Below are 16,374 nucleotides of genomic sequence, written 5' to 3'. Positions count from 1 at the left end.
TGTCAATCATAGTTCTCCAACCGAATGATAGGCCGATAAAAGTCATAATCTCCGTTTAGTTCCTTGTCCTCCTGCACTTCTGGCTTACAGTGGGGCGAACAGGGTAGGAAACCGAGAAATGGGCCCAGCCCACCGCAGATATTGCATCCACCGTCACCGCCGCAGGTGGTAAGCCTATCAGCCTGCACCACTTCCCGCATATAGGGATCGTAGGCGATGGACAGGCCGAAGAAGTTGGGCTCCTCCATGTCATAGGGCCGGTTCTCATCCTCATCCATGTTCTCAAACCAGTGCAGACGCATGGAGTAGTCTAACCCATCTCCCCATGGAAACAGGGTCCGACACCCGCCGCCACACAGGTAGGCCCACTCGTCCGCCGTGGGCAGGGAGAAGCCCCTGTTTTCCAGCATGGCAAGAAGCGCATCGTAGTCTGTGTGGTTATAGATACAGATCTGAAAGCCCTTTTCCGTCCGCTCAATGCGGGCCGACTGATGCAAGGTAAGACTGCTGCTGTCACTCCAGGCAAAATCACGGAATTCCTTCAGCCAGTCAGGGTGGACAGTCAGTCTGGGATCATCCATTTTGACTGGCTCCCAGTTAATTTCCTCCAGCTCCCGGCCCACCAGCATGGGTCCAATGGCCGCCTGCCGAACAGGAGCCATGCTTTCCCGAATCATCTCCTCCGGGTCCCGCTCCATTTCCCATTCTCGGAACAGATACTCCAATTCCTCCCAGCTCTCCTGATTCAATCCCACGGCAAACTGCTCCCAGCCCAGGGTGACGGTATCGCCGGGGACAAAGACGAACTCCCGACCATCTTTCTTGAAGATGCCGGTGGTGCAGCTCTGGCCCCAGCGGTCAAAAGTATGTAGACCGAGAAAGGTCATATCATAACGGGCAGCCAGGCTCTCCATCAGCACCTGCTTCTCGATGTTTTCCATTTGATTGAGTTGGGTGCGTAATAGTCTTTTGTTCATAACAAGTCCTCCTACAGCCTATCCAGGTTTTCCTGTAAATCGCCCTGCATCAAGTGCTGGGCAATGGCTTGGTTCAGTGCCTTATGGGGGTGATAGGCTGCCTGCTCTACATCGTGCAGGCACTCCTCCATCAATGCCTCCGGAGAAATGCCTTCCCGTTTGCCATAAAGATGGCCGAAGGCATAGCACACGGACTTGAGAAAGTCGAAAATATAGTCGTGATTTCCACGCATACTGGGCAGGTCGTTGAACGAGCCCATACCTCCGTATGCCCGAAGATGGTGGGCAACCTCCCGCCGCTGGTTCCAGTCCTGAATGTCCCGCTCCAACCAGTCGATCCAGTTTTGGAATTCCGGGTGGTCTGTCTGTAAAATCGACCGCAGACAGATCAGAGCCTCGGTATAAATATCAGACTGTTTCATTGGCCATCGCTCCCCCAAATACCTCCATAGAGCACACCATCTTTTCCAAGGAACAACATCCGGCTGCGAAGCAGGCTGCACTGCTCCACAGCGACCTTGTTTCCGTCACAGGTGGGAATAGCCTCCTGTTTTTTCCCAAGGTGATCACCATGAGCGGTAAGGAAGTAGAATTTATCCCGTTGCTGGTATCCGCCTTGAAACAGGAAGGTATTGCCGGACGGGGCAACAGAAAAAGCTCCGCTTCCTTCGATTGGCAGTTCAAATACAAAGTCCTCTTTGAAGTTCGTCCGCACCAGCCGGAATTCATCGTAATAATAAAACCACAGGTTTTCTTCTTCGTCCAGGCTGATGGCGTAGCAGTCATAGATGGAATAGTTCTCATTCTTCCAGAGAGGAGTTCCCTCCGATGTCCATGCAATCAGGCCGCAAGCACCCAGAGGTTCATCCCAACCGTAATTACCAAATACACCTTCGTCAAAGTAGCTGGTAATGATGGTGCCATCTTTTTTTACCACACAGTCTTGAATGCCATCCCCCAGGCAGAAACGGGACAGCACAGCTCCGTCCCGGCTGACGATCCAGGCGTTCTGGTCGGGGCCGTTTTCCCGATAGGCGCATCTTGCCCCCAGCAGGAGGAAGTGGTCACCTGCGGGCCGCAAATAATGGAACTGGAACTTCAAGAGGCCAAGAGGAAACAGCGTCGTTTCCAGCACCCGCTGTTCCGCCCAATCCAGCTGGATTTCCACTGCGGTATAGGTGGAAGGAGTGCTGAGCCAGTCCTTACCCTGTGTTTCGGACGGCTGTTCCATGAGAAGATAGACTTTTCCATCCCTTTCCGTGAAAAAGTCTGTCACTTCTGTGCCCTCCAGATGGTTTTCCCGGCGCAGCTGGTTCAGGTCAATGATGGAGAACAACGGCAGATTTTTGGCTTTTATAGGTTTGTTCATAGTGTCTCCTCCTGGCTACTTTAACGCTCCATCATAGGTGTGAGTTTCCCAGATGGCCTCAAATTCCGCCTGCTCTATGATGCAGGCGTGGAATTCCTCGCCCCAGACATGGGCGTTCAATTCCTCCACGGTGGGGATCGGCGTGATCTCGATGGCGCCGTCGTAAAGGTCAGGGATGTTACGGGTGCGGCCATTCGCAAAGATGTCGATGGAGCGGAGGGCCAGCCGCTCATTTTCGGTATCCACTTCATAGAGGATGACCGGTGGTTCTCCCTCCGGTGCGCCCTCCCAAAAGAGCTTGATGTACTCGGTCTTGCCAAGATAAGTCCGCATCGTTTTTTCATCAGCACAGGCCGCCCGGATCATTTTGGCCAGCATCATCAAATCGTCGATGTATTGGGAATAGACGCAGAACACATCCTCGTCGGAGTCGAAGTGAAACAGATCCATGCCGCTGTTATTTTTCTCAAACTCCCGGATCACGCCCCGGACCAGCCGTTCCCAGTCTCCGCTGCTGCCGGTCAGTCCCAGCCGGCAGAATTCTTCTGTCCGGAACCCGTCACTGATCTTCAGCAGAAGGGAGATGGCATAGGGGTGGTGGGGAATGAGAAAGAATGGCGCGATCTGCTCCGGCTTTACCCAGATTTTGAAGGGCGGACGCGGATCGGGTATCCAGGGCAAGATTTCCCATTCGTCCTCCGGTCGGTTTCCGTATTGGCAAAGGTCTTTCATAGTGTTCTCCTCATTCGATGTCGTTTCGTTCTTCTTTTACATCCAGTGGAGCGCCGTCCAGAGATGTGATCTGTGACAGTTCTGTTTCCGTCAGATTCTTCAGGAAAATGCAGTATTCATTTGGGTATCCGCCCACAAACTCCATTTTGGGCATCCCGATCTGCTGCGGGTCGGTAATCCACAGGCAGGGTTCTCCCGTTGCCCAAAAGTGAGTCAGCGTAAGAATTTGGCCGTTGTAAATTACTTTCTGTTCCATCCTCATTTCTCCTGCATTTGCCTCAGCAGCTTCACGATCCGCTCCCGGTTCTTTGCGGTTTTCATGAAGGTGGGGAGATGGTCAGCCTGGGTCATTTTCGCTCTTCCCGGCGGCTTTTCCCGCAGGTCGGCGCTGAGATAGCCGATCAAATAGGCAAGATGTTCCCGGTTGAGTGCCCAGACCGACTTACCCTGGAAGGAGGTCAAAAACCATAGTTCCAACCTGAAATAAGGTTCTCGCCCATCCCTGATTTCGCCAATATATGAAAACGCCTCCGCTGTTTTATGAACTTCTCCTGACATGGTTGTTCCACAATAGGGACAGGCCACATGGAGAACGGAAAACTGCTGCTTTGCCTCATCTTCAATATCCACCCGATAGTATCTGCCGCAGTTTTTGCACTGGTTATGGACATCATAGCGGTAGATCGTCCGGTCGCGGGTCTCCTGATGGCCGCAACTCAAACAGCGGAAATAGGCGTTATCCTCATCCGCTGTCACCACACCCGCGCCGTGGCACTTGGGGCATTTCACCTGAATGCCGGAGGTCAGGGCGTTGTATGCACTGTATGTAAAGTAGGGTTTATCGACGATTCGGCTCATGCGCCCACACACTCCTTTCATCCGTCTTTCTCTAAATAAAATCCCCATACGCAGTTGGAGAACTCTCCAGCAGCAAAGCGGTGGATCTGCCCATCAATCTCTACCTGCCAGACCTCGAAGGTATGGTCTTGGTGATAGATGGGGTCTTTGATTTTTACCCGCTTGCCGGTGGTTTGCCAGTCGTAGTCAAAGATGTTCACACCGAACAATTTGCATTGACCGTCCGGGCCAAAGGTTTCATATTCCCAAGCCATGTGATGCCTCACACTTCCGTGCGCTGCCAGCCGTTCAGCCGCTCCTGCACCGCATCAATCTTCCAGCCTTCGCCCACACGCTTCATAAGAAAGCGGCGGTCAAAGCCGGTGTTTTTCTCCCTGGTGTAGATGTAGAGCTTGTTTTTGGTGATCTGCTCTGCGTCAAGGAATTCTTCCCCGTTGTAGGTGCCCTGGGCGCTGTATGAGAGGCCCAGAGGTCGATAGCCCGGACGGGGCTTTTCGCTCACATATTTCTCCCAGATCGTCAGCAGGCGGGGCACTGCCTCAGCACCTTCAAACCCGGCCTGCTCCATGTACTGCTCCCACTGCGTCATCTCGGCAAAGAAAGCGGACAGCACCCTGCGGCATTCCGCCGCCGCCTGCTCATCCAGCTGGACGGGCTTTTTGGCCTTTTCCCGCTGGAGCTGGAAGAAGTGTTCCATCTGCTCCTGGGTGAATTGCACATGGGCCACTGGCTCGATGCGGTTGTTGCCAGCGATGGCCAGCAGGCCCTCATAGGTAACGGCGGTATGGTCGATCTGGATGTGGGAGAGCTTGGGGATGGAGGCCGCCTGGAGCAGACCGGCATCATCCAGCCCGGTACGGTTGAGCGTCAGAAGGTCCAGCTTGCAGCCTTGCAGAGCGGACAGACTGCTGCCGTGGATGGCGGCGTTACCGTCCAGCAGCAGATAACGCAGCTTGGGCATAGCGGAAAAAACGGGGAAACAGGCGTCAGTGAGCGCACCGTCCTCCACGCCGAAGTTGGCCATGCTTTTATGTCCGGCAAAAGGGGCAAGCAGTTCATCCGTCACCGGATAGCTTTTCACATGGAAGCCCACCAGGGTGTAACCGGCCAGCTGCTCCATGATCTCTGTGGTCAGCTCCGGAATATCAAATTTCTTTTCTCCATCTAAAGTTAGGACACCGTTTTCCCAATCCGCTGTTCGTGCCCGTTTTGGCAATTCCATAGCGCGCCTCCTTATTCCTGCTCTTTGTAACTGGCTTCAATGTCGATGAACCGCACATACACGGCGCAGACTTCGCCCTTTGCATCATAGCCGAAGTAGACCGGATAGTAGCCGTCCCCCCAGCCGGAAGCAAAGATGGGCAGATTGCAGTCCGTGTCCGGCACCGTCCAGTTGAGCCAGTCGCCGTAGTCTCCCTGATATTTAGGGTGGGCTTTGGCGTTTTCCTCCAGAAGATCACAGAACAGGTCGTTGTAGGGGTCGATGTCCGGGTCTTCCTCCAGCCGCTTGGCCCAGTATGTCTTGAAGGCCGCCTGGGTCTGGATGTCCGCAACGCAGCCCATCCCGGCGTCTACGCCAAAGCCGAAATACTCGTCCTCACCCAGTTCCTCGTCCAGATCCTCTTTGCCGGTCATGCCCAACTCATAGCGGACAGGCTTTTCCTGGCTGACCTCCACCTTGACGCAGGCGTAGCGGTCGCCGTACTGTTCGCTGGGCACCACGCAGATTTTCACGGGATAATTTCCGGCGGGGATCGTTTGAAGGAACGGCAGAGTGTCCTCCAGCTCCACCAGCGGATCACAGGCAAAGATCTGCCCGGTGGGGAAATGGACGGCGCCGATGTCCAGCACATCCACGCCCATGTTCCCAATCACTTTCTCTGTGAAATGGGCCTCTAAGTCATCTTTACAGGTCAGTCTATCCTTGATTGCTTCGTATTTGTTCAGCCATTCAGTTGTAGGCATATCAGTTTCCTCCTGTTGATTCAGTTTCTTGATGTACACGCTCTTTGAGCCATCCCAGTAGCAGTTCACACACCGGCCATCCTGAAAATGATGGTCACAATTCGGGTAGCCATAGAGAATATGGGCACATTCCGGGCACAGCCCCATCATCTGTGAGGAGCCTTTGAAAAACAGGCTGCCGCACTCATCACAAACGGCCAGTTCTTTTTCTGTCATAGGGCTCACCAGTCCCGTTCCCGGATAGCCTCCTCGGTGTCGATGGGGATGTTGAACCACTCCAGAATGTAGGCCACAGTTGCCGCAATGCATTCCCGTGCCACCGTTTCGATCTCGCTGTCGTTCTCGTCAAACTCCTCCTGGAGATCATTGATGCCGCAGACCGCCTCGTCCAGCGTTTCCTGTACCACTTCGGGGTCGGTTTCGCCGTTCTCCAGCAGGTCGATGACCTTCTGAAGCTCGTCCTTGACCTTGTCCACCAGAGAAGCAGGATAGTAATCGTCCTGATACATCTCGTCCAGCAGTTTATAATTGGGGTCAAATGCTTTCATAGGGATTGCTCCTTTCCTCGTGTATGTCAGTCACGCTCAGCTCTCATGTGTGATACAGAAAATCTCCTTGTTCAAATCAAAGTAGATTACCATCAGTTCGTCGGTAATCTCCGGGTTAAAGGACAGATCCAGAATGAAAACTTGCTGGTTCATCTCGCTATCCACCAGACTGCCGAACCGCTTGAGCTTCAAAAAGTCAACCATCTCAGCAAAGGACAGTTTGGCTGGGTCGGTTCCCGGAAAAAGTTCCGCCGCAATATCCGGGCCTACATCGTCCCGGTGGAACTCCATGAAAAATGTCACAACGCTATGGTAGCGGCTATCCTCGTCCGCCAGTGCTGCTTTGATGGCGGCTTTGGCCGTCTCCGCCAATTTCTCCGCCTCATCCAGCATTTCTCCCACCGCATCCATGGCAGCAGGATCGCCGGTCAGTTCTTCCTCTACATCGAAGATAAAGGGTAGTCCCGATTCCCCGGGAAAGTTGAAGATTTCCTCGCCGGGTGTATATGTAAAATCAATGCGTTTACAGTTCAGCTTCATAATGTTATCCTCCTGTTATCTGGTTGCGGTACTCCTTCTCCAGCGCGGTGTACCACCGTTTCAGCATAGTTTCCAGACTGGTTTTTCCTTTGCAATCTGTAAAAACGAGGAACTTCTGCATCAGTCTGGGGAATAGATATTTGCCTGCTTCTGTCAGATTCTGATTGATATAGACCATCCGCAGGATACGGCCCTGCCGGTCCAGAGGGTTCTTTTTCAGCAGTTCCTTTTCAAAGCAGAAGCGCAGGAATACCACATTCTCGTCGTAGAAGTCCTCCACTACAGCCGCGCCGATGCTGGTGTATGTGATGTCGTACACCAAACGGCTCCAATCAAATTTCTCGGCATAGAGAAGTTTCAGCGCCTTCGCCCAATGTTCCTCCGGGATCACCAGCATCCTGTGCTGGGCGGTGCTGGAGTAGCCGTGGCAAACGGGTTCCGGCTGCCCCAGCAGTTCACTCACACTGTCGGCGTAGACGAAGCACAGCTCCTCATCGAACAGGCCACCGATGAAGTTGCCGTTGCAGTACAGCATATAATTCTTGGACTTGGCCGGAGAATAAGAGAGGTTATATTCCTGCGAGTCCAGGCTTTTATGTACCTTGTTCAGAAAGTCTATTGATGTCATGGCTTTACTCCTCAAACTCGCCCTCGATCATCCCGTTCAGATACCGGCCGGGATCTGCGATGAAGTCATCCCATTTGGCCAGAGGGTGGAACTCCTCGTGCTCGATGTCCAGATACCACAGCTTTTTGTCCCTGGGGCTCCACAGCAGCAGATAGTCGCTGTAGTTGTCCATCTGCACCATCAGGGAGAGCAGCTTCTTCCGTTTCCAGGTCATCTCCTGCACATCCATGAAGGAGTAGAGCTCCGCCCACTTCACCCATTCCTGATCCGGGAACTCCAGCCGCAGGGGGCCGGTCTTCAAGTATTCCACCAGCTTGGCAGGCAGCTTGTAGGGCATAAGCTGCCGGAGCTTCTCCTGCTCGTTGTGCCATTCCGCCGGTTCCAAGGCTTTCAGGTAGTCGGCCAGCTCCTGATTCTTGTTCTGCACCGCCACGGTGTAAGGCCGGTCGCCGTATTTGTCAGCAATGGTGATGTCGGCTCCTTGCTCAATGAGCCAGCGCACCATGGGGAGATTCTTATGCCGAGCCGCTTCGGTGACAGCGGTGGGGGCGTTCGGAAACACCATGTCTGGCTTGTGGTAATTGATGTCTGCCCCTTTTTCCAGAAGCAGTCGGGCAAGTTTGGTGTTGCCCTCGGACACAGCGGCCCGGAATGCCTCGCCGCCAAACTTGTCCACTGTGATCCCAGCTTGCTCCAGCACCTGGATATTCTCCGGGCGCTTGCCCCAGCGTACTTCCTGGATGGCCCGCTCTTTCTGCTTCGGGGAGAGTATTGCGGTCTGTTCAGCAAAGAGCGCCACCACCTCCGGCCCACAACAGCGGGCGGCGGTGAGCAGCAGGGGCTGTTCCTCTGCCCGACCGGGATCAGCTCCATGCTCCAGCAGGAAGTGAATCATGGGCACATCGTTCCGAAAAACTGCGATCTCCAGCGGCATCAGCTTGATGTATTCGCTGAGTTGGATGGGAGCACCCAGATCCAGACCGCCTTGGAGCAGCGCCTCCAGTTTGGGAATATCGTGTTCATAAATAGCGACAGCCGTCTCTGGGAGGGTCTCCCAGCGGCCAATATATGCAATTTGGTACATAAGGCACCTACTTTCGTTGTGGCTTTACTTTATATGGTATCGTCCGGCCCAGCACCCGGCCCTTACCAACGGCATTAGCTCCCTCATAGATCAAAAATTCCGCATTGTTTTCCAGCGGAGCATAGTCAATGGTATCTGGATAGAGGGGCTGGGCATTTCCAAAAGCCGGTTCACCAAATGCACAACGCTCCGTTCCATCCAGAAAGCACACACCCAGATATTCCGTGGTTCCGGTGACCGCAAAATGGGGACAATATTTTCCACTGACCAGGCTGGGAGGTGTTTTTCGTTTGCCACTCCAGAAAATGACCTCCACATGGAGAACCGCCCAGTTTTCATCTGTTCCAATCATGCTGTATCACCTCTATCCCACAATGGTAGTCTCCTTGATGGCCAGATTGTCGTAATCCATGACGATCAGCTTCCCGGCGGCCTCTGGGGTACACATGAACCAGGTGCTCACGCCCCAGGCGTCCGTCCTTGTAACGGTGAAAAAGTCGGTTTGGACGGGAGTCGGATTTCTTGCGTCAAGATAGTGGTCGGAGTAGAGATACACCAGATCCACCTCCCGCTCCGGCAGCCACTTGGCCCGGCGCGCACGCGGTTTACCATTTTTCAGAGTCTTTTCCCTGGGGTTCTCAAACCACGCCAGTTCCTTGATCTTCAGACCGGTGAAGGTATCCATCAGCCGCTGGGCAATCTCCCGGTGGGTAAATACTCCACAGTCCCAGGAGCCCATCAGCCATGTCTGTATAAAGTCGCCCACCTTGCTGCCAGGAGCAGGCGGCCCGTAGACGCTCTCATCCGCCCACATGACCTCCATCTTTTCACATTGATCTGGCCGAGGACAGGACTGCTTGTTGCCATAGCGGTACATAATATTTACATAGCCATAGTCTTCGCCGGTTCGGTCATGACCGATGGCTTCTATTTTATAAGCAGTGATTGACATTGCAGTTCCACCTCCTGAGCCAGCACAAAACTCATGCCAATTCCGCGTCCAAAATCTGGACTTGTATTCCTTTCTCATTCACATAGTAAAGCGCAATGTAGTCGATACCGTCCCGCTTGACCTGTTCCCACAGCATCCGTTCACCGTTGAGCAGTTCCACGGTATCCGCTTCATCCGGTTCGAAGTCCTCTTTTTCGTCCTCATAGTCGATACTGTAACCCAGCTCCAGCACCAGCTTGGAAGCAGGGATTTCGTACCGTTTGAGGGGACGATCCTCCAGTTCGGCTGGATTATATTCATCGCAGAACATATTGTCATAGCCATGTCGCCCGCCGTCGAAGATGACGAACTCCTCGCCGCTCTCCGGGTCACGGGCTGCCACCAGTCCGGGAGCCGCATCGCCATCTACAATATAGGATTGGGGTTCTCCCTTTACTGTGAGCAGATCTCCGTAATACCAAACCTCCAGCAGTTCATTGCCAGTGGTAGAACACAATGTCACGGTGGACAGGCGTTTCTGCGCCCACTCCTTCACATGGCCGGTGAGCCAGGTGGGATATTTCTCAGTCATCATAATCTTTCTCCTTCTATTTCAATTTCAGCACAAATCCCCAGATACTCACTACAATCAGAAGAACGCCCAGCAGGAAGAAAACCACACGCCGGTATCCTCTGCTGTGGCGGTGGGCATCCCGCGTACCAGTGGGGTCGCAGAGCCAGTTCCAGTTGCGGATCGCCCCAATTAAAATCACGGCTCCGATGAGCACCGAAGCAATGTACCAATGCTCTTGCAAAAATGCTGTGATCTGTTCGCTGTTCATTTAGGTTTCCTCCTCGCCTTCGTCGTCGCGTATCACCTCATACCACGCTCCATCTTCTCCACGCATCTGCATGGTACCATAGGGCAGGTTCAGGAGCGGGATAATGTCTGGATCGATGCGGCAGATGTCCCGAATATCATAGAAGCCGCAGTGCGACTCGTAGTATTCATCCCCTTCACCGTACACATCGCCCTCGTCCCCGGAGTAGAAGGCCCAACCGCTCTCCCAACCCATATCCTCACGCTCAGGGAACAGCCGGTCCATAATCTGCACCTTGCACCCATCCTGGGCGACGCGGTCGGAAGCGTAGCAGAACAGGGGACCGTCCCAGTCAGGAATGACAGCCGGTTTTCCTTCCGCTGCCCGCGCCACCCGCTCCTCGGGGTCATCTACAAATTCCGCTTCCAGATACTGCTGAAACCGCTCATCCAGCAGATGCTCCACACTCTGACGGTTCTTTTCGGTATATGGAAGAAGCAGGTAGGCCGCTTCTTCTTCCGTAGAGCTGTTCCAGACGCGGTCTTTGAGCCCAGCCAAGACGATATTCCGGCAGTCCCGGCGGTAGATATAGGGGTTAGAGCGGTTGTCCTGGGCGTACCACTGGGCAAAGCCTGAGCCTCTCCGGTCAAAGAACTGAGTAGACATTTTCCCATCCAGCTTGTCCAGGATGAACACCCGCAGATCCGGCCCCTTTCCGGCCCGGACCGCCTCCACTATCTCCCGATACTGGGAGAGGAACGGGTTACTCATCTGGCCCCGTTTGATAGCCCACCCCAGATAGAAAGCCATCAGATTGCAGGCGTCCAATTCGTCCACTGGCAGGTGAAGCTCCTGGATCTTCTTGATCTGGTCTGCGGCGTTGTCCATCTCCGCTGGGTCGTAGCTGATTTTCTCTCGGTCGGTGACCACATTCAGCCGGTGTGGATTGATGACCTCCAGGCTCTCGTCTGGGCAGAGGTCCAGCAGGGAATCCGAGCCGTGCTCCAACTTGTATTGGATCTCCTCCCGATAGAGGGGGATCACCTGATAGAAGTTGACTTCGTCCCCGTCCGGTAGGCGGCAGAAAAAGGAGTCCGTCCCAAACACACCGGGATAGAGCAGGATCTCACCCCGCAGCTCCGTGTTCTCCGCGAAGGGGATGCCATCCTCACCCTCATCCAGTGTAGTCCTGGATTCCAGCCCTACCTCCGGGTCCTCCATGGCGAAGTGGGCGGTGGCCAGCATCATCCGGATGGGCCAGCTCCACCGCTCCTCCCGGCAGTCCGCCTTTGTCAGCTTCCAGTCTCGGGGCAGATTGATGAGTAGCTCCGCCCGTTCCAGTTTTTCCTCCCGACGCTCCTCCGAGAAATCCATCCGATGCCGGCTCAGACCCACAGTGACCAGGGTGTAGTAGTCATGTTCCGGTCGAGGCAGGATGACGGCGATCTCCAGAGGGTGATCCGGATCGCTGTCGTCCGTGAGGAGTTGGGTATAGACACCGAAATACTGGTCGATATGTACTTTCACATGGCCGAGGATGTCATCGTCGGCAGGGGGGATGGTCTCCCACCGGATGATCTCCTCCCGCTCTTTCCAATCCAGTTCCAAGGAATTTTCCTCCTCCAGATATTTCTCACAATCCCGCACCAGCTCTTGGGCATCCGGGTCATCCGGGGCCAGGGACAGCCAGCATTTTGCGTATTCATAAGCGGTGGTTGCGGAGCCGTATGCCATCAGGCAGGAGTAGCCCATCCGGGCGTTCCAGTAGGGATCGTTCTCACCCTGGGTGCGGACGGACTCCAGCAGCTCAATGGCGTGTCGGATGAGATCCCCGTCCACTTCACCGTCGGTCCCATGCTCTCCATGATCTCCCAGAGCCGCCAGATTGCTGTAAGCCCGACTCAGCTTGACGGTCAGCAAATAGCCCCGCTCCTGTTCCGGGATAGCCTCGATGGCCTCAATACATCGTGAGAACTCGTCCGCATCATTCCACTTCTCAATCTGCTCCAGCAGTTTTGTTTCTTCTGTCTGATTCATCGTTTCACCGCCTTTTCTGTGTCATCCTTTGCCTTTTTTGAAGTGTCCGCTGCCTCGCCAGGTGTTGACCACACAGGTGAAGATCTGACCACAGTGCTTGCACCGAATCATGTGAGCCATAATTTCGTCTGCCCAGCCATCCTCTGTCTTTACCTTCTCCAGTGGGCAGGTGGATTCCTCTTGCATCAGTTCAAATTCCCCCTCCGACACCAACTGCTGAATGTAAGCAATACAGGCCAGATAGTCCTTTGGGGCGTCAAATTTTCTCCATGTTTGAATGTTTCGGCAGTGCTCGCACATAGTGGACGCCTCCTTACGCAAATACCTGCTGGTATTTCTCTTTTCATACTGTGCGACTTTTTCAGGTCTGCTGGTGCTGCATGGATACGATCTGGCAGTCCGAGCAGAACTCCACATAGAGCGTGCCCTCCGCACAGTCAAACACCGTATCCCACTGGATTTGGGCCAGATACTTCATGGGCTTGCCGCAGTGAGGACAGGTAGTATATTCCGCGTCCTGCACCCAATTGGCAAAGCCGCCGATGGTATTCACATCCTGGCAGGCCGCACCGTAAAACAGGGGCACAGGCGCTTCGCCCAGCACAAAGGGATTTTCCGTGAGGGCCTTGTACTCCTCGGGACTGACATAGCAATCCGTCTTCTCCGTGCCGTCAAAGAGTTCGGAGGGAAAGACCTCCACGCCGCCATCCAGAGCGAACCGGTTGAAGGCGGGGCCTTTGAGGAATCCCACGCAGCTGGGGCAGCAGGTGGCAGTCAGAATACCATCCAACCCCAGAAATTTCAGCCGCTCATCCCGGCCATCCAGCACCAGCATGTCCACCATGCGTCCGCCACAGTGGGGGCATGTGTCCTCCCGTGCCCGGCCAATGCGGACGGGAGATTTCTCGCTGGTGGTTCCTTTGACCATAGGATAGCAGGTATCGAAGTTGAGCTGGATTTTCTGGCCCTCCTTGTCGAAGGTCCAGCCTCCGATCTGCGCATAGCTGGATGGGTCTACATAGAGGCCCTTGCGCCAGGGCCGGGGATTTCGCTCCAGCTCCAGCAGAGTCTCCATTGCCTTGTCATCTCCTTGCATAGCAAGGCAACTCATCAGGTTGGAGGCCGCGCTGGAATATTCTGCGGACAACAGCGCATGGATCAGACCATCCCGCACATCGGCGGGAGCATGATAATAGATCTCACAGGGCCAGAACACCTCTGCGGCCAGTGCCACTCGCTGAATCTCCGGGGTGATGGCATCATGGTAGCCAAGCAGCTGCCAAAAGTCGGCGAACTCTGGGTCCTCCATATCAGCCAGCCTCTGGATGTTCTGTATCAAGTTTCTTTGTTTTTCGACAATTTGTTCCGGCATCCAGGCCAGAGCAGCTTGCCGTTCTTGCTCGCACTTACATTTCCAACACAATCCCTCATAACCCAATGGGGTTCCACAGCTGGGGCAGGTATATTTCAGACTCATGTTCTCATACTCCTTTCAGGCAATAAAAAAGCCCCACGCCGCACTGTCATAAAGACAGGCTGACGCAGGACATGAAGAAGCCGCGTTGAAGGAGCCGCATCCACCAGCAGATGTAGTTTCTTCAACAACCAAAATATTTTTTTCGTATCTTAAAGCAGCAAATTGCTGTCCAATATATTTGTTCATAGCGGCACCATTTGTTCTGAGCGTAGTTTTATATCTTATTATATCACAGCACCCCTTCAATGAAAATATTTTGTTGGAAATGCTAATGAAAAATTTTTGTGAATTTGTTAAGGCGCAGGGGCTGTTATCTCCATAGTGTCTGGATGGATCAGAGTGATTACTTTTCCCTGATGCAAGGCATAGTTGACTGTCTGTGCTGTACCTGAGCGCAGCTTTTTCTGATTATCAAACACACCGATAAGGTACTCTGCATGATCGACCATATAATAATTTCTTTTTTTATAACTGGAAACATCCGCAGAGTGTGAAATAACAATAGAATCGTTTGCGTTTTGGATCAGCTTTTTCAATCTATGTTTACTCTGATCCGGCCATTTAGAGTCATAGCCGATGAAGGGAACTACAACGATAATTTTAATATAAAAGTCAATATGCTTCATCCGGTTCGGTAGGTGCTGCGGTAATATCGCGGTAGAAAGTAGCCCATGCAGCTTCCTCATAGGGGTGTACAAAAAAGAAGCCAATGCTCAATGGAATTGTCAGCAGAAGAACAAGAGAAATCGCCAGAGCCTCTGAACCGGTGAAATATTTGAGAACCAGAAAACCCTCGGCATACAGTGGCAGCGCACAGAGCAGCTCCCAGCCAATGAAGCTGAAATCCAGACAGAACAGCCGCCATTTGTTGCCATCCATGATCCTCCGGGATTCTGTGATCGCTTCGTTTGCAGTCAGCGAAGGATGCTCTGTCATGATGTAAGGTGTCATCGCATAGCTGTATGTTTTCACGATTCCCGGAATCACCAACAGCAGTGTCCAGAGGGCGGTGTACAGACCCTGCAGGAAGTTCATGCAGAAGCCATCCCACAGACGGTCTTTCTGAGAGAACAGATCCGAGATGGCTGCATCCTTTCCATCTACAAGGTTCAGATTAAAACGAGCATATCCCAGTCGAGCTGCACCGCCCACGATCAGTTGGAGGACTGCCCACAGAACAATGCCGGCAAGCAGAACAGCAAGCAGCCGACCGCCGTTGGGCTGGGAGAACAGTTCAAAATGGATGTCCTTTGCCTGATTGGAATTGGATACGGCACTGTTGGAACTGCTCACAATGGTAGCACCGAGCGCACTGGCGGCAATACCTGTCAAAACAGCAGTTTTCCATTTTCCGCGCAGGGCATCGAGAGCGAGCATACGATAGTCGGCAGATACTTTCATAAAAGCAACCTCCTGTCTGAAAACGGCAAGGATTTGTGAAATAGGAAGATGATATGCCACTTTAATTTAGATACGTTTGAAAAGCTGAAAAAATTGCAGCATGAATGAAAAAGAGGCTGTTACACCGGTTTTATCCTTGTGCAACAGCCCCTTCCTTTACTTCAGCAGCTTGTCCAGTTCATCATATTGCATTACTGGAGCTTTGCAAGGATTTCTTCAGCCGTCATACCGCTGGCAAGCAGCTTCTTCAGCACATCTTCTGCTTCGCCCTTCTTTGCTTCTTCTGCTGCTTTTGCTTCGGCGGCAGCTTTTTTGTTTTCGGCTTTGGCAAGTTCCTTGGTGGCGGCTTTCAATTCTGCTTTCTTGGCTTTCAGCTGCGTCTTCAGATCATCGAGATTTGCAGTCAACGTAGCAACCTCAGATTCGATTTTCTCTTTTTTTGCGGCCTTTTCTGCAATGACTGCTACATAATCAACGCTGGCCTTTACAGTACGAGCCTTATTCTTGCTTCCCTTGGGTCTTGCCATAATAATTTCCTCCCATAAAGTGAAATAATTTGATACTTACAAGTATATTTCCAAATAGTCAGAATTGCAATAGGTAACATGAGCCGTCTTCAACTGCCAATGCAAATCTTATTCGGTATGCCCGAAGATCGTCGCAAATGTATTCCTTCAATGGTAACAATCATGGAGATTAGTGTTTATCTGGAGATTACCAAAGGATAAATAGAAGCAGTATTAAAGCCGTTCACCACGCAGATTTTCCAGCGTGGCGAACGGCTTTTTTGCTGCCCCTATATTTACAGGTAGGAGGAATCGAAGAAGTCTTTTAATGTAATTCCTAAACCCTGACAAATTCTTTCAATCGTCTCTACGCTTAACTGCCCTCCCCGACGGGCGGTGGTTTGAATCGTGGAGTACGATATTCCGCATTTCTTTGCCAATACACATAGATTCATATCACGCACTTGCATCAAATCCTGAACACGCTTGATCGTATCCAC

24 protein-coding genes and 2 pseudogenes are annotated in these 16,374 nt (G+C 52.9%); all 26 read right to left on the bottom strand.

Going from position 1 to position 16,374, the window contains the following annotated elements:
* Positions 1–2: 2 nt before the first annotated feature.
* Positions 3–977, bottom strand: coding sequence for a hypothetical protein (locus F3G95_RS08125; RefSeq protein WP_149794549.1), 975 nt, complete (start codon positions 975–977; stop codon positions 3–5).
* A gap of 11 nt (positions 978–988) precedes the next feature.
* Positions 989–1,399 carry a hypothetical protein gene (locus F3G95_RS08120; protein WP_149794548.1) on the bottom strand — a complete coding sequence of 137 codons (411 nt, stop codon included), beginning with the start codon at positions 1,397–1,399 and terminating at the stop codon, positions 989–991.
* Positions 1,396–2,346 carry a hypothetical protein gene (locus F3G95_RS08115; protein WP_002588991.1) on the bottom strand — a complete coding sequence of 317 codons (951 nt, stop codon included), beginning with the start codon at positions 2,344–2,346 and terminating at the stop codon, positions 1,396–1,398. Before F3G95_RS08115 ends, F3G95_RS08120 begins: the two co-directional genes overlap by 4 nt.
* A 15-nt stretch (positions 2,347–2,361) precedes the next feature.
* Entirely contained in the window at positions 2,362–2,679 is a 318-nt protein-coding gene (locus F3G95_RS13965; RefSeq protein WP_243130333.1) for a hypothetical protein, read from the bottom strand.
* Positions 2,665–3,078, bottom strand: a pseudogene (locus F3G95_RS13960) (immunity 51 family protein); the annotation flags it as partial. The gene F3G95_RS13965 and the pseudogene F3G95_RS13960, both read right to left, overlap by 15 nt.
* 10 nt (positions 3,079–3,088) lie before the next feature.
* On the bottom strand, positions 3,089–3,334 hold the full coding sequence (locus tag F3G95_RS08105) for a hypothetical protein (RefSeq protein ID WP_173015261.1): 246 nt from the start codon (positions 3,332–3,334) through the stop codon (positions 3,089–3,091).
* A 2-nt stretch (positions 3,335–3,336) separates the two neighbouring features.
* The gene (locus tag F3G95_RS08100; RefSeq protein WP_050005806.1) at positions 3,337–3,936 is read right to left on the bottom strand and encodes a hypothetical protein; all 600 of its coding nucleotides are present in this window, start codon (positions 3,934–3,936) and stop codon (positions 3,337–3,339) included.
* 17 nt (positions 3,937–3,953) lie between these two features.
* A complete protein-coding gene (locus F3G95_RS08095) occupies positions 3,954–4,190 on the bottom strand; it encodes a hypothetical protein (RefSeq protein ID WP_002576922.1) in 237 nt (78 codons plus the stop codon).
* Positions 4,191–4,198: 8 nt separating this feature from the next.
* The gene (locus F3G95_RS08090) at positions 4,199–5,158 is read right to left on the bottom strand and encodes an NTF2 fold immunity protein (protein WP_097838502.1); all 960 of its coding nucleotides are present in this window, start codon (positions 5,156–5,158) and stop codon (positions 4,199–4,201) included.
* 11 nt (positions 5,159–5,169) lie between these two features.
* Positions 5,170–6,117, bottom strand: coding sequence for a DUF4241 domain-containing protein (locus F3G95_RS08085; protein WP_149794546.1), 948 nt, complete (start codon positions 6,115–6,117; stop codon positions 5,170–5,172).
* Between the two features lie 5 nt (positions 6,118–6,122).
* Positions 6,123–6,449, bottom strand: a complete 327-nt coding sequence (locus F3G95_RS08080; RefSeq protein WP_006877302.1) for a DUF5713 family protein — start codon at positions 6,447–6,449, stop codon at positions 6,123–6,125.
* Positions 6,450–6,485: 36 nt separating this feature from the next.
* Positions 6,486–6,989 carry a DUF2004 domain-containing protein gene (locus F3G95_RS08075; RefSeq protein ID WP_149794545.1) on the bottom strand — a complete coding sequence of 168 codons (504 nt, stop codon included), beginning with the start codon at positions 6,987–6,989 and terminating at the stop codon, positions 6,486–6,488.
* Positions 6,990–6,993: 4 nt separating this feature from the next.
* Positions 6,994–7,617: a hypothetical protein gene (locus F3G95_RS08070; protein ID WP_149794544.1), complete on the bottom strand. Its 624-nt coding sequence runs from the start codon at positions 7,615–7,617 to the stop codon at positions 6,994–6,996.
* 4 nt (positions 7,618–7,621) lie between these two features.
* On the bottom strand, positions 7,622–8,701 hold the full coding sequence (locus tag F3G95_RS08065) for an ankyrin repeat domain-containing protein (RefSeq protein WP_148490660.1): 1,080 nt from the start codon (positions 8,699–8,701) through the stop codon (positions 7,622–7,624).
* 7 nt (positions 8,702–8,708) lie between these two features.
* Positions 8,709–9,053, bottom strand: coding sequence for a hypothetical protein (locus F3G95_RS08060; RefSeq protein WP_148490658.1), 345 nt, complete (start codon positions 9,051–9,053; stop codon positions 8,709–8,711).
* Positions 9,054–9,065: 12 nt separating this feature from the next.
* Complete coding sequence (locus F3G95_RS08055; RefSeq protein ID WP_148490656.1) at positions 9,066–9,653, bottom strand: hypothetical protein; 588 nt, start codon at positions 9,651–9,653, stop codon at positions 9,066–9,068.
* 31 nt (positions 9,654–9,684) lie between these two features.
* Positions 9,685–10,227, bottom strand: coding sequence for a hypothetical protein (locus F3G95_RS08050; RefSeq protein WP_148490655.1), 543 nt, complete (start codon positions 10,225–10,227; stop codon positions 9,685–9,687).
* 13 nt (positions 10,228–10,240) lie between these two features.
* On the bottom strand, positions 10,241–10,474 hold the full coding sequence (locus tag F3G95_RS08045; protein ID WP_002576934.1) for an immunity 17 family protein: 234 nt from the start codon (positions 10,472–10,474) through the stop codon (positions 10,241–10,243).
* Entirely contained in the window at positions 10,475–12,490 is a 2,016-nt protein-coding gene (locus tag F3G95_RS08040; RefSeq protein WP_149794543.1) for a DUF2185 domain-containing protein, read from the bottom strand.
* 21 nt (positions 12,491–12,511) lie between these two features.
* A complete protein-coding gene (locus F3G95_RS08035) occupies positions 12,512–12,790 on the bottom strand; it encodes a hypothetical protein (RefSeq protein WP_009298997.1) in 279 nt (92 codons plus the stop codon).
* Between the two features lie 61 nt (positions 12,791–12,851).
* A complete protein-coding gene (locus tag F3G95_RS08030; RefSeq protein ID WP_149794542.1) occupies positions 12,852–13,967 on the bottom strand; it encodes a hypothetical protein in 1,116 nt (371 codons plus the stop codon).
* A 15-nt stretch (positions 13,968–13,982) separates the two neighbouring features.
* Positions 13,983–14,153 (bottom strand): hypothetical protein, encoded by a 171-nt coding sequence (locus tag F3G95_RS13790; RefSeq protein WP_008723379.1) that lies wholly within the window; start codon positions 14,151–14,153, stop codon positions 13,983–13,985.
* 107 nt (positions 14,154–14,260) lie between these two features.
* Positions 14,261–14,572, bottom strand: a pseudogene (locus F3G95_RS08025) (SLOG family protein); the annotation flags it as partial.
* A gap of 7 nt (positions 14,573–14,579) precedes the next feature.
* Positions 14,580–15,368, bottom strand: a complete 789-nt coding sequence (locus F3G95_RS08020) for a DUF975 family protein (RefSeq protein ID WP_149794541.1) — start codon at positions 15,366–15,368, stop codon at positions 14,580–14,582.
* 191 nt (positions 15,369–15,559) lie between these two features.
* Entirely contained in the window at positions 15,560–15,895 is a 336-nt protein-coding gene (locus tag F3G95_RS08015; protein ID WP_015565819.1) for a hypothetical protein, read from the bottom strand.
* A 275-nt stretch (positions 15,896–16,170) separates the two neighbouring features.
* Positions 16,171–16,374, bottom strand: coding sequence for a helix-turn-helix transcriptional regulator (locus tag F3G95_RS08010; protein ID WP_223383275.1), 204 nt, complete (start codon positions 16,372–16,374; stop codon positions 16,171–16,173).

Origin of the sequence: Faecalibacterium sp. Marseille-P9312 (assembly GCF_902497445.1) — a bacterium.
Classification (GTDB): Bacteria; Bacillota; Clostridia; order Oscillospirales; family Ruminococcaceae; genus Faecalibacterium; species Faecalibacterium longum.
This window is presented reverse-complemented; position numbering and strand designations above follow the sequence as displayed.

Bases quoted from the DNA above. Each gene is read 5' to 3' on its own strand.
- F3G95_RS08125 (WP_149794549.1), bottom strand. From the start codon at position 977: ATGAACAAAAGACTATTACGCACCCAACTCAATCAAATGGAAAACATC.
- F3G95_RS08120 (WP_149794548.1), bottom strand. From the start codon at position 1,399: ATGAAACAGTCTGATATTTATACCGAGGCTCTGATCTGTCTGCGGTCG.
- F3G95_RS08115 (WP_002588991.1), bottom strand. From the start codon at position 2,346: ATGAACAAACCTATAAAAGCCAAAAATCTGCCGTTGTTCTCCATCATT.
- F3G95_RS13965 (WP_243130333.1), bottom strand. From the start codon at position 2,679: ATGCGGACTTATCTTGGCAAGACCGAGTACATCAAGCTCTTTTGGGAG.
- F3G95_RS08105 (WP_173015261.1), bottom strand. From the start codon at position 3,334: ATGGAACAGAAAGTAATTTACAACGGCCAAATTCTTACGCTGACTCAC.
- F3G95_RS08100 (WP_050005806.1), bottom strand. From the start codon at position 3,936: ATGAGCCGAATCGTCGATAAACCCTACTTTACATACAGTGCATACAAC.
- F3G95_RS08095 (WP_002576922.1), bottom strand. From the start codon at position 4,190: ATGGCTTGGGAATATGAAACCTTTGGCCCGGACGGTCAATGCAAATTG.
- F3G95_RS08090 (WP_097838502.1), bottom strand. From the start codon at position 5,158: ATGGAATTGCCAAAACGGGCACGAACAGCGGATTGGGAAAACGGTGTC.
- F3G95_RS08085 (WP_149794546.1), bottom strand. From the start codon at position 6,117: ATGACAGAAAAAGAACTGGCCGTTTGTGATGAGTGCGGCAGCCTGTTT.
- F3G95_RS08080 (WP_006877302.1), bottom strand. From the start codon at position 6,449: ATGAAAGCATTTGACCCCAATTATAAACTGCTGGACGAGATGTATCAG.
- F3G95_RS08075 (WP_149794545.1), bottom strand. From the start codon at position 6,989: ATGAAGCTGAACTGTAAACGCATTGATTTTACATATACACCCGGCGAG.
- F3G95_RS08070 (WP_149794544.1), bottom strand. From the start codon at position 7,617: ATGACATCAATAGACTTTCTGAACAAGGTACATAAAAGCCTGGACTCG.
- F3G95_RS08065 (WP_148490660.1), bottom strand. From the start codon at position 8,701: ATGTACCAAATTGCATATATTGGCCGCTGGGAGACCCTCCCAGAGACG.
- F3G95_RS08060 (WP_148490658.1), bottom strand. From the start codon at position 9,053: ATGATTGGAACAGATGAAAACTGGGCGGTTCTCCATGTGGAGGTCATT.
- F3G95_RS08055 (WP_148490656.1), bottom strand. From the start codon at position 9,653: ATGTCAATCACTGCTTATAAAATAGAAGCCATCGGTCATGACCGAACC.
- F3G95_RS08050 (WP_148490655.1), bottom strand. From the start codon at position 10,227: ATGATGACTGAGAAATATCCCACCTGGCTCACCGGCCATGTGAAGGAG.
- F3G95_RS08045 (WP_002576934.1), bottom strand. From the start codon at position 10,474: ATGAACAGCGAACAGATCACAGCATTTTTGCAAGAGCATTGGTACATT.
- F3G95_RS08040 (WP_149794543.1), bottom strand. From the start codon at position 12,490: ATGAATCAGACAGAAGAAACAAAACTGCTGGAGCAGATTGAGAAGTGG.
- F3G95_RS08035 (WP_009298997.1), bottom strand. From the start codon at position 12,790: ATGTGCGAGCACTGCCGAAACATTCAAACATGGAGAAAATTTGACGCC.
- F3G95_RS08030 (WP_149794542.1), bottom strand. From the start codon at position 13,967: ATGAGTCTGAAATATACCTGCCCCAGCTGTGGAACCCCATTGGGTTAT.
- F3G95_RS13790 (WP_008723379.1), bottom strand. From the start codon at position 14,153: ATGAACAAATATATTGGACAGCAATTTGCTGCTTTAAGATACGAAAAA.
- F3G95_RS08020 (WP_149794541.1), bottom strand. From the start codon at position 15,368: ATGAAAGTATCTGCCGACTATCGTATGCTCGCTCTCGATGCCCTGCGC.
- F3G95_RS08015 (WP_015565819.1), bottom strand. From the start codon at position 15,895: ATGGCAAGACCCAAGGGAAGCAAGAATAAGGCTCGTACTGTAAAGGCC.